Origin of the sequence: Pseudomonas viridiflava, from assembly GCF_900184295.1 — a bacterium.
GTDB classification, from domain to species: Bacteria; Pseudomonadota; Gammaproteobacteria; order Pseudomonadales; family Pseudomonadaceae; genus Aquipseudomonas; species Aquipseudomonas viridiflava.
The window spans coordinates 3198039-3209749 of the sequence record NZ_LT855380.1 but is presented as its reverse complement, the minus strand read 5'-3'; the positions used below and the strand labels follow the sequence as shown (position 1 = coordinate 3209749).

Genomic DNA, 11711 nt, shown 5'->3' with positions numbered 1-11711 from the left:
TTCCTTTTGTATTGGTATCGGAAGCCTTATGAAAAACCGTACTAACAGGCGTTATCCCTTGGTGGCGTGTAGTTTGACCCCAATCAGCATGGAAGTACGGTAAAAGCAGCTCTGAAGAGGCTGTCATGTTTATTTTGCGAATAACCGTGTTTAATCCTTCTGTCGGTGACGCCATTGATTAATTGTTTTTTCCTACGCAGGTGTTCATGTGAGGGTAGGCCCAAGCGCGCTTAGGGTTCGGTCCTTTCCGTATTTTCCGGTCTTCGGGCTCGGTTGCTGAGGTATTTAAAAAGTCAATCGGTCAGGCAGTAAAAGTTGTTGTTGATAAACGGAATGTTTAATGCTCCGTGAAAAGAAGAAACTGCACTCTTTTCCGCACATATCTGTGCCTTGTAATTGTTTCAAGGATACTGATAATAGTTGGGTAATTATTACTCAGGGAATGAGTCATGGTCGATTCCAGATGTGTTGGTCAGCCTGATGTTGAATACCGCGTGCGCGTGGTGCCTTGCCTTGATAAACAGGCAGGGGGAACACGATGAGTGCGATTCACGAACAGGCAATGAATTATGTATATCAGCAAGTGCTGCAACGCTTGTTGGGTTATTTCTCGCGGGCCGAGCGTACGGCGTTGCAACTGTTGATTCAGCGGTTGATTGTCGCAGCTGGCGGCATAGAACGAATTTCCACCTTCAAGGTGCTGGTCGCGTTCGGCGGGGGCAAGGACAGTGCCTACACGCTGGCGTTTGTTCGGGCGGCCCAACTGAGCATTGCCTGCCGCGCGCCGGGGACGTTCAATCTGCGTGTAGCCAATCGGCGTCACGCTGGCATGACCCCGGCGGTCATGGACAATATCGACAGAAGCTATGGCGCGCTGTTTCTCTACGATGATCCACGGGTCGAAATGCTGGTTTTCGATAATCAGTACGTCCAGCCCTTCGAGCCGGATCTGCCGTTTTCCAGCGCAGGTCGCGAGCAGAGCCGTTCCGACATGTTATTGGCCGGTCACCTCTCGGCGGGCGATGCGCGCACTACGTTCTGCAACAGTTGCTACCTGGGGCTGGCCGAGTTTCTGGGGCGGGCATCGTGCTGGGGTAAAGGCGTCGATGCGCTGGTCAGTGGCGATTCGAGAAAGGAGCAGAAGCAGTACATCACCTGGATCATGCGTCTGGCGCAGGGCACGGGGCAGGGTGCCGGTCGCTGGAAAAATCAGAGCGCCAACACGGTGCTCAGAACGCTGGAGCATGTCGGCGAGGCGTTTTACCAGGAGTTGTATGGCGACGAAGAAGGGTTGAACCGGGTCGCTCGACCTTCCGGTTCTGCATTCAGGCCGAGCGCGCCAGCGCTGATCGGTATTGCCGACCTGGTCAGTTGCAATGCTGACGAGCACTGGACGCTGCTCACAGAGTTTCTGGGCTTTAGGTTCGACGACCTGTCGTTCAGTTTCAGCGAGTCCGATTGCGCCAACCCATTATTGATGGCGCACATGCGAGGGCTCACCACGCAGTTTCTGCAGGACCGCAGCTATGCCGACGGAATCGCCGAATACCTGACGTTGGCAGGACCCCTGATGCGTGCCAAGCAGATGCCTGCCCGGCTCGTCGAGCAGGCCTTGAGTGCCTACGAGGGCCATGAGCGCATCGAGGCGCGTCGTGATCTTGCCGCCAGTTTCGCTCAGGAAGGCTATGGCCTTAACGAAACGCAACTGATCTGCCTGTTGTTCTCTCCCTTTGTGAACGAAGGGCGCGGACTGGAAGCTTTTCTGCGGCGCTGCCATCCCGGAATGCTGATTGCGCTGCCGGACCTGCACAAGGTGTTATCGGGTGCTACAGCGCCTGATCAGGTGCTTCATTGGTTGATGGACATCAGCGGTCTCACGATCGAGGGACTGCGCAGCCTGTACACCCGGCAACGGGTGGATTTCAACGAGGATGACTCGATCATCGCCCGAATCCGTGCCGCTGACCCTGACAAGCGTCGGATCCTGACGATTGATCCGGCAACCGGTGAGTCCGTGGTGCAGATCCTTTCCGGGCGTTAAGCCTGCGTTGCGACCTTGGCCGTGTCGATGTCGGCATCGGTCGGGTCGCGGCTGCCTGGAATCTCTTATTGGCTGAGCGCCAGGTAATTCTTCGATGAAAAACAAAACGGATTTCGCCTATCAGGCGGTCTACCGCTATCTGTCGCGTATGGTCAACGAGTCGCAGGCTACATCCCCCGTCAAACTGCCCTCACTGCGTCAATTGGCAAAGCGTCTCAAGGTGTCCATCTCGACGGTACAAAGTGCCTATTCGATGCTGGAAAAAGAGCGGCGCGTCTGCTCGGTGCCCAAGTCGGGTTATTACTCGGTCCCTGTCGACAGCGCCGAGAGTCACGCAGAAAGCGACAGTGACGGTTCGCTTCTGGACCTGTACTGCCGAAGCGCTCGCCGTCCGGGTTTGCACCTGCTGGGCAGTGACGAGCCGAGCGCAGTCAAGGAATCGGTCTGTCCGCTATTAATCATGGAGCGGGAGCTGGCGCGGCTGTATCCGCGTCCCGATGGCCTGGGGTATCAGCCTTTTGGTGACCTTGAGCTGCGCGCAGCGCTGGCAGCCCGCTATACCCGAGATGCCGGACAGGTCTGGTACGCCGATAATGTCTATGTAGGGTCGGACCTGCCGGGCATGCTCAAGGCCGTGATTGAAACCCTCGAACTGCGTGGCGCTACGGTTCTGGTGGAGTCTCCTTGTCCGTGGACGTTGTTGCGGATGCTGCAGGCGTTCGACACCCGTGTCATCGAAATGCCGCTGGACGAGCACGCAGGTATTGATCTGGCCAAGCTTGAACAGGTGTTGCTGGGTGAACGAATCGGTCTGGCACTGCTGTCATCGGTGCTCAATCCGGTCCGGGGCAGCATTCGTTCTGATGACAACACCCGGGCTGCAGCCTTGTTACTGAACCGCCACAAGATCCGGGTGCTGGAAAATGACAGCCACAGCGAGCTGTTGTTTGCACGTCAGGCCACCCGTCTGCGTGATCTGATCGACCCACAGCACCTGCTGATTCTGGGATCCTTCGCCAAAACGCTGGGGCCGGAGGCGCCGTATGGCTATCTCTTGAGTCAGACGCTTGAGCGGGACTGGCAACGCTATTTTCTGCAGCGTTCGTTCGAGCTGCCGCCGATTCGCCAGAAGGCCATCGCCAGGCTTTACACGAATGGACGTCTGGACCGGTACCTGGATTCGTTGCGAAGCTCACTGGCCGGGCGAATGCGGAATACGACCGAGCGGCTCGACCGCCATCTGGCACATGCGCTGCGATACGAAATCCCGGCAGGTGGCAGCGGAATCTGGGCTGAAAGTCTCCACACAGCGGACATGCGGAAGGTCTTCGTGTGCCTGCTGGAGCAACGCATTGTCATCAGTCCCGGCGAGTTGTTCAGCCTGGAAGGGCTGCATCGGCAGCATCTGCGTATCGGCTATGCGGTTAACGAAAGTGATGGCTCCGAGCCTCTATTCATCGCACTGGCCGAGGCGTTCGAGCAGGTGAGTGGCAATCAAGTGGCCAAGTGATCGCCCGTCGATCCATTTGTGTTTGCCAGCGCTGTTGCGAGGCTGTTAACTGGACGCCTGTCCAGTACTCATCATTAATGGCTTCTCCTCGCAGTGACTTCGACCGCTCCCGCCCCCGCTGAATCCGTGCCCGTCCTCGACCGTCTGCCGATGCAACGGTATACGGTGGCAGTGCGTGCGTTGTGCGAGTTCACCGCCAAGGTGGGCGACCTCGACCTGCGCTTCACGCCATCACCCACCGCACAGGAAGGTATCGCTGGTCATCGCACGGTCGCTTCCCGGCGGGGTGCTGACTATCAGGCCGAACTGAGCTTGACGGGTGACTACGAAGAACTGACTGTCAGGGGCAGGGCGGACGGCTACGATCCGGGCCGCAATCAGCTGGAAGAAGTGAAAACCTATCGCGGCGAGCTGGACGCCATGCCGGCCAATCACCGGCAGTTGCACTGGGCTCAGGTGAAAGTCTACGGCTGGCTGCTCTGTCAGCAGCTCGATCTTCAGGACGTTACGCTCGCGCTGGTCTATTTCAACATCGTCAGCGAGCAGGAAGCCCTGATTCGAGAACAGTTCAGTGCCGAGGCGCTGCGAGGCTTTTTCGAACAGCAGTGCGCGCTGTTTCTGAGCTGGGCGCGTCAGGAGCTGGCCCACACTCAGGCGCTGCATCAGTCACTGGGCACACTGGCCTTTCCTCATCCCGCGTTTCGTACCGGTCAGCGAACCCTGGCGGAGTCGGTCTACAAGGCCGTGAGCACCGGGCGTTGTCTGATGGCGCAGGCCCCGACCGGCATCGGCAAGACTGTCGGTACGCTGTTCCCGTTGCTCAAGGCGATGCCGGTCCAGGCGCTCGACAAGATCTTCTTTCTGACTGCCAAGACACCGGGCCGAAGACTCGCGCTGGATGCCTTGCAGGTGATCGGCAAAAGCGCACCGACGCTCGGATTGCGAGTACTGGAGCTGGTGGCGCGGGACAAGGCCTGCGAGTACCCGGACAAAGCTTGCAATGGCGATTCATGCCCGCTGGCCAAGGGATTTTATGATCGTTTGCCTGCGGCACGTTCGGCGGCCGTGCAATCGCCCTGGCTGGATCAGGCCGGTGTGCGCGATGTCGCGTTGCAGCATCAGGTCTGTCCGTATTACCTGAGTCAGGAACTGGCGCGCTGGGCCGACGTCGTCGTCGGCGACTACAACTATTATTTTGACCTAAGCGCGCTGCTGTTCGGTCTCGGCCAGTTGAATCAGTGGCGCGTCGCGACGCTGGTCGACGAAGCCCACAACATGGTCGAGCGCGCGCGGCAGATGTACAGCGCCAGCCTCGACCAAAGTACGGTCAAGACGTTGATCCACACGGCGCCTGAGCCAGTGAAGAAAGCCTTGCAGCGCGTGAGCCGACAGTGGACAGCGCTGCACAAGGAACAGACGGGCGTCTACCAGGCCTATGCCCAGCTGCCGGATAAGTTTCTCAACAGCCTCAACCTCTGCATTTCAACCATCGGTGATCATTTCAACGAACACCCACAGGCGGTTGACGTTGCGTTGCAAGGCTTCTATCTGGAAGCGATCGGTTTTGTGCGCATTGCGGAACTGTTCGATGAGCACTTCCTGTTCGACATTGCCAAGCGGGACGTCGGCAGCAAAGGCAGCCTGTCGCGCCTGAGTCTGCGCAATGTGGTGCCCGCGCGCTTCATCCAGCCGCGTCTGACGGCCGCGCGCAGTACGGTGCTGTTTTCCGCCACACTCAACCCGAGCCATTATTATCGCGATCTGTTGGGACTGCCCGCCAGCACGGTGTGGATTGATGTGGAGTCGCCGTTTCATCACGATCAACTGGAGGTGCACATCATCAGTCGCATCTCTACGCGCTACACCCATCGGCAGGCGTCACTGGCGCCCATCGTCGAACTGATGGCGGAGCAGTTCCAGGCACGGCCGGGCAATTACCTGGCGTTCTTCAGCAGTTTCGATTATCTGCAACAGGTTGCGGAACTGATGGCGCGCACGCATCCGCACATCACGCTGTGGCAGCAGGCGCGGGGCATGGGCGAGGGCGAACGACATGCCTTTCTCGAGCGCTTCACCCTCAGCAGTCAGGGCATCGGTTTTGCGGTGCTGGGCGGCGCTTTCGGCGAAGGCATCGATTTGCCCGGTGCACGCCTGATCGGTGCGTTCATCGCCACGCTCGGGCTGCCACAGCTCAACCCCGTCAATGAACAGTTCAAGCAGCGCATGGCGGCCTTGTTTGGTGCTGGCTACGATTACACCTACCTGTACCCCGGCGTGCAGAAAGTCATACAGGCGGCCGGCCGAGTCATTCGCAGCCAGAGTGATCGTGGCGTGGTGATGCTGATCGATGACCGTTTTGCCGAGCACAAGGTGACGCAGCTGTTTCCTGCCTGGTGGCGTCCAGTCGGCTCAAAGACTTAAGGATCGATATTCAAGCGTCGCTGTCGAACTGCCAGTAAACTGCCGCATCGCTCGCGGTTCGTTCGATTTCTTCTGTACGAATTTTCTTTTTTATCCACGGAGGTTGTATGAGTCTCAGTCCTTTCGCCGGCAAGCTGGCACCTGCGCAGTTACTGGTCGATATCCCGAGACTGGTCACGGCTTACTACACCGGCCAGCCCGATGCTTCGGTCGCCACCCAGCGTGTTTCGTTCGGCACCTCCGGGCATCGTGGCACCTCGTTCGAACTGAGCTTCAACGAATGGCACGTTCTGGCCATCAGCCAGGCCATCTGCCTGTACCGTCAGGACAAGGGCATCGACGGCCCCCTGTTCCTGGGCGCCGATACCCACGCACTGTCCACTCCGGCTGCTGCCACAGCGCTTGAAGTGCTGGCGGCCAATGGCGTGCAGGTGATGATTTCCCAGGGCGACGAGTACACGCCGACGCCTGCGGTTTCCCACGCGATCATCTGCTACAACCGTGGCCGTACCTCAGGTCTTGCGGACGGCATCGTCATCACCCCGTCGCACAACCCGCCCCAGAGCGGCGGCTTCAAGTACAACCCGCCCAACGGCGGCCCGGCCGACAGCGACGTTACCAAGTGGATCGAGAACAAGGCCAACGAATTGCTGGCCGAGAAGATCGTGGGCGTGTCGCGCATGAGCCACGAAAAGGCCCTGCGTGCTGACACCACTCATCGTCATGACTACGTCAATACGTACGTGGCAGACCTGAAGAATGTCATCGACATGGATGCCATTCGCGATGCCGGACTGCGCCTTGGCGTCGATCCGCTGGGCGGCGCCGGGGTCAACTACTGGACGGCGATTGGCGAGCATTACGGCCTGAACCTTGACGTGGTGAACAAGTTCGTCGACCCTACCTTCCGCTTCATGAGCGTCGACTGGGATGGTCAGATCCGTATGGACCCTTCGTCCAGCCATGCCATGCAGAGCCTGATCGGCCTCAAGGATCGCTATCAGGTCGCCTTTGCCTGCGACCCCGACCACGACCGCCACGGCATCGTGACGCCGACCGGCGGCCTGATGACGCCTAACAGCTACCTGGCGGTGTCCATTGACTATCTGTTTCAGAATCGTCCCGAGTGGCGCGCTGACGCAGCCGTCGGCAAGACAGTCGTCAGCAGCGGTATGATCGATCGTGTTGCTGCGCGTCTGGGTCGTCGTCTGTACGAAGTGCCGGTAGGCTTCAAGTATTTCGCTGACGGTCTGTTCGAAGGTTCGCTGGGCTTTGGTGGCGAGGAAAGCGCGGGCGCTTCGTTCCTGCGTCGTGACGGCACGGTCTGGACCACCGACAAGGACGGTCTGATTCCGGCGTTGCTGGCGGCAGAGATCACTGCACGTACCGGCCGTGATCCGAGCGAGCACTACCAGACCATGACCGAGCAGTTGGGCAAACCGTATTCGACCCGTGTCGATGCCAAGGCCAATCCGCAGCAGAAGGCGTTGCTGAGCAAGCTGTCGCCGGAGCAGGTCACCTCCACTGAACTGGCGGGCGAGTCGATCCAGAACGTGCTGAGCAACGCGCCGGGCAATGATCAGGCGTTTGGCGGCGTGAAAGTCATGACTGAAAACGGCTGGTTCGCGGCGCGCCCATCGGGCACTGAAGACATCTACAAGATCTACGCCGAGAGCTTCGTGGGCGAGGATCACCTGAAGCGTCTGGTCGAAGAGGCCCAGGTGCTGGTGGACAGCGCGATTTCTGCGAAGTAATCGCTGAGAGGTCAAATTAACGGCCCGCCTGCGTTCGCGCAGGCGGGCCGTTTTCGTCAATCCCGGTAAAAAACCTGCACCAGGTGGTAGCCGAACTTGCTCTTGATGGGGCCGTGCACGGTGCGCAGCGGCTTTTTGAAAATCACCTGATCGATGGCGCCGACCATCTGTCCTGGCCGGACTTCGCCCAGATCGCCGCCGCGTTTGCCGGACGGGCAGCTAGAATGCTTCTTGGCCAGTACATCAAACGCCTCGCCCTTGGCGATACGCTGCTTGAGCTGTTCGGCCTCTTCGGCAGTTTTCACCAGGATATGGCGGGCCTGTGCTTTCATGTCTCGATATCCAGCAACTGTAAAAGCCTGCCATTATGCCTGTCCTTGCGGCATCTGGCGCTCAGGCGACAGGCAAACGTTTTTCCACCCTGATTTCGTACGGTAGTGATTATGGATTTCCCGGCGTTGTTGAAGATTCTGGCCAGTCAGGACGGATCGGACCTTTATCTTTCCACCGGAGCGCCGCCCTGCGCCAAGTTCAATGGCGTGCTCAAACCGCTGGGCACCGAAACCCTCAAGCCGGGCGAAGTGGCGAAGATCGCCCAGGGCCTGATGGATGAAGAGCAGAAGCTGGAGTTCCTGCGCGAGCTGGAAATGAATCTCGCCGTTTCACTGGCGGGCATCGGGCGTTTCCGGATCAACATCTTCATGCAGCGCAACGAAGTGTCGATCGTGGCGCGTAACATCAAGCTGGACATTCCGCGCTTCGAAGACCTGTATCTGCCGCCGGTCCTGCTCGACGTGATCATGGAAAAGCACGGCCTGGTGCTGTTCGTCGGTGCCACCGGTTCGGGTAAGTCCACCTCATTGGCGGCGCTGATCGACTACCGCAACCGCAACGCCAGCGGCCATATCATCACCATTGAAGACCCGGTCGAATTCATTCACCGGCACAAGAAGTCCATCGTCAATCAGCGGGAAGTGGGCGTTGATACCCGCAGTTTCAGGGCCGCGCTGAAAAATACCCTGCGTCAGGCGCCGGATGTGATTCTGATCGGCGAGATCCGCGACCGTGAAACCATGGAGCACGCGCTGGCATTCGCCGACACCGGGCACCTGGCGATCTCGACCCTGCACGCCAACAATGCCAACCAGGCGCTGGACCGGATCATCAACTTCTTCCCGGAAGAGCGCCGTCCGCAGCTGTTGCATGACCTGGGTAATAACCTCAAGGCGTTCGTGTCCCAGCGTCTGGTCAAAACCCCGGATGGCAAGCGCCGTGCTGCGGTTGAGGTGATGATGGGCACGCCGACCATTCGTGATCTGATCCAGCGTAACCAGTTGAACGAGCTCAAAGGGATCATGGAGAAGTCCGGCAGCCTGGGCATGCAGACCTTCGATACTGCGCTGTTCAACCTTGCGGTGGAGGGCGCGATCAGCGAAGAGGAAGCGCTGAAGCATGCGGATTCGCAGAACAACGTGCGCCTGCGCCTCAAGTTGCACGGCGAAAACGGAGTGAACACCCTCACGACAGCGCCTGCTGCGCCGACCGGTTCGGCCAAGCCGAGCATGGTCGAGTGGGGGCTGGTCGACGACGAGCCCCCGTCCCAGAGCTGAGCGGCAACGTCGCTACTGAGCCAGCCAGCCGCCGTCCACGTTCCAGGCTGCGCCACGCACCTGAACTGCCGCATCGCTGCACAGGAAGAGCGCCAGCTCACCCAGTTGCTGCGGCGTGACGAAATCCAGTGATGGCTGCTTTTCCGCCAACAGGTCGTAACGCGCCTGTTCGGTTCCGCCTCGCTTGTCGATCTGCTGCTGTACCAGCGGGGTCAGCACCCAGCCGGGGCAGATGGCGTTGCAGGTGATCTGGGTGGAGGCGGTTTCCAGCGCGACGACCTTGGTCAGGCCGATCACCCCGTGTTTGGCCGCCACGTACGCCGCCTTGCCGGTCGAACCGACCAGCCCGTGCACCGAGGCAATGTTGATGATCCGCCCCCAGCCTTTCCTGCTCATGCCCGGCAGGCTGAGGCGCGTGGTGTGGAAGACCGAGGACAGGTTGATGGCGAGGATCGAATCCCAACGCTCGACCGGAAACTCTTCCACGCTGCTGACGTGCTGAATACCGGCGTTATTGACCAGAATATCGACGCCGCCGAACTCACGCTCGGCATAGGCGATCATGTCCGCGATCTGCGCCGGATCGCTCACGTCGGCTGGATGATGGCCGACCTTGCCGCCAGCCTGTTCGACCTGATTGATCACTTCGGATGTGTCACCAAAGCCGTTGAGGATCACGTCGGCGCCAGCCTTGGCCAGTTCGACCGCGATACCCAGACCAATGCCGCTGGTGGAGCCGGTCACCAGTGCGGTTTTGCCTTGCAGATTCATAATCGATTCCTTACACGATGCCGGTGGCGTAGAACGTTGCAATAACGACGAATACCGCCAGCGTCTTGATCAATGTGATGCCGAAAATGTCCTTGTAGGCTTCTCGGTGGGTCAGCCCGGTCACCGCCAGCAGGGTGATCACTGCGCCGTTGTGCGGCAGCGTGTCCATGCCGCCGCTGGCCATGGCGGCCACCCGGTGCAGCACTTCCAGCGGGATGTTCGCGGCGTTGGCGGCGGCGATGAAGTTCTGCGACATGGCGGCCAGGGCGATGCTCATGCCGCCCGACGCGGAGCCGGTGATGCCAGCCAGCAGCGTGACGGTGATCGCTTCATTGACCAGCGGATTGGGGATGCTTTTGAGACCATTGGCCAGCACCAGAAATCCTGGAAGCGAGGCAATGACTGCGCCGAAGCCGTACTCGGAGGCCGTGTTCATGGCCGCCAGCAACGCGCCGCTCACCGCGCTTTTGGTGCCTTCAGCGAGCCTGCTTTTAATGGCCCGGAAGCCGAAGATCAGCACCATCAGAATACCGACCAGCAGCGCCGCTTCGACCGCCCAGATGGCCGTGACCTTGGCCACTTCGGTCTGCACCGGTGCCGCCATGCCTGGCAGCGCGAGCGTGTGGGTCTTGCCGTACCACTGCGGAATCCACCAAGTGAACAGCAGGTTCATGACGCCCACGGCGACCAGTGGCGACAGCGCCAGCCAGGGATTGGGCAGCTTGAGGTCAGGGGCAGTCTCCGGTTCGTTGCGCAGTTCGGTGCCGTAACCTTCACCGGCACGTTGTGCCTTGTTGCGCTGGCGTTGCAGATAAAGCATGCCTGCGCTGAAGACGAAAATGGAGCCGATGAGTCCGAGCCACGGTGCGGCCCATGCGGTGGTGTTGAAGAAGGTGGTCGGAATGATGTTCTGGATCTGTGGCGTGCCGGGCAGGGCGTCCATGGTGAACGAGAACGCGCCCAGAGCGATGGTGGCCGGGATCAGGCGCTTGGGGATGTTGCTCTGCCTGAACATCTCCGAAGCGAACGGATAGACCGCGAAAACCACGACGAACAGTGACACGCCGCCGTAGGTCAGCAGTGCGCAGACCAGCACGATCACCAGCATGGCCTGACGCATGCCCAGCACGCCGATGGCGGCTGCCACAATGGAGCGTGAAAACCCGGACAGCTCGATCAGCTTGCCGAACACTGCGCCCAAGAGGAATACCGGAAAATACAGCTTGATGAAGCCGACCATCTTGTCCATGAACACCCCGGTGAAGGCCGGGGCCACCGCCGAGGGATCGGTCAGCAGCACGGCACCCAGAGCCGCGATGGGTGCGAAAAGAATGACGCTGTAGCCGCGGTAGGCGGCAAGCATCAACAGCGCAAGGGCTGCGAGGGCGATGAGAACGCTCATCAGGTGTCTCCTGTTGTTATTGTTTTTGATGAAACCGGAACAGCTGCAGTCGACATAGCGGGTTTCGTGCCATGTGAGCAAGATGTTGAAATATATGAGTATTTTCAGTCTGGCCAGAATGCAGACCGAGGTTTTGTCTATAAATAGAGACAGATAACAGTGCTCAGGTCTGCAGCGCGGCGATCAAGCGATCATAAAACGC

At 59.5% G+C, this 11711-nt stretch carries 8 protein-coding genes; 5 read left to right on the top strand and 3 right to left on the bottom strand.

The window, feature by feature from the left end; all coding sequences use genetic code 11:
* Positions 1 to 538: 538 nt before the first annotated feature.
* The 4 genes from CFBP1590_RS14470 to pgm all read left to right on the top strand — a co-directional run bounded on the left by CFBP1590_RS14470 (position 539) and on the right by pgm (position 7726).
* Positions 539 to 2041, top strand: a complete 1503-nt coding sequence (locus CFBP1590_RS14470) for a hypothetical protein (protein ID WP_088235332.1) — start codon at positions 539 to 541, stop codon at positions 2039 to 2041.
* 94 nt (positions 2042 to 2135) lie between these two features.
* A complete protein-coding gene (locus CFBP1590_RS14465) occupies positions 2136 to 3551 on the top strand; it encodes an aminotransferase class I/II-fold pyridoxal phosphate-dependent enzyme (protein WP_088235331.1) in 1416 nt (471 codons plus the stop codon).
* 150 nt (positions 3552 to 3701) lie between these two features.
* Positions 3702 to 5972: an ATP-dependent DNA helicase gene (locus CFBP1590_RS14460; RefSeq protein WP_088235330.1), complete on the top strand. Its 2271-nt coding sequence runs from the start codon at positions 3702 to 3704 to the stop codon at positions 5970 to 5972.
* Positions 5973 to 6079: 107 nt separating this feature from the next.
* A complete protein-coding gene (gene pgm, locus CFBP1590_RS14455; protein ID WP_088235329.1) occupies positions 6080 to 7726 on the top strand; it encodes a phosphoglucomutase (alpha-D-glucose-1,6-bisphosphate-dependent) in 1647 nt (548 codons plus the stop codon).
* 56 nt (positions 7727 to 7782) lie between these two features.
* On the opposite strand, the gene CFBP1590_RS14450 is transcribed toward pgm, so the two are convergent.
* The gene (locus CFBP1590_RS14450) at positions 7783 to 8058 is read right to left on the bottom strand and encodes a peptidylprolyl isomerase (RefSeq protein ID WP_004879573.1); all 276 of its coding nucleotides are present in this window, start codon (positions 8056 to 8058) and stop codon (positions 7783 to 7785) included.
* A gap of 111 nt (positions 8059 to 8169) precedes the next feature.
* Between CFBP1590_RS14450 and CFBP1590_RS14445 the strand changes: the two genes are divergently transcribed.
* Entirely contained in the window at positions 8170 to 9336 is a 1167-nt protein-coding gene (locus tag CFBP1590_RS14445; RefSeq protein ID WP_088235328.1) for a PilT/PilU family type 4a pilus ATPase, read from the top strand.
* 12 nt (positions 9337 to 9348) lie between these two features.
* On the opposite strand, the gene CFBP1590_RS14440 is transcribed toward CFBP1590_RS14445, so the two are convergent.
* The gene (locus tag CFBP1590_RS14440; protein ID WP_088235327.1) at positions 9349 to 10107 is read right to left on the bottom strand and encodes a 3-hydroxybutyrate dehydrogenase; all 759 of its coding nucleotides are present in this window, start codon (positions 10105 to 10107) and stop codon (positions 9349 to 9351) included.
* Positions 10108 to 10117: 10 nt separating this feature from the next.
* Positions 10118 to 11509: a GntP family permease gene (locus tag CFBP1590_RS14435; RefSeq protein WP_058432729.1), complete on the bottom strand. Its 1392-nt coding sequence runs from the start codon at positions 11507 to 11509 to the stop codon at positions 10118 to 10120.
* Between the last annotated feature and the right edge of the window lie 202 nt (positions 11510 to 11711).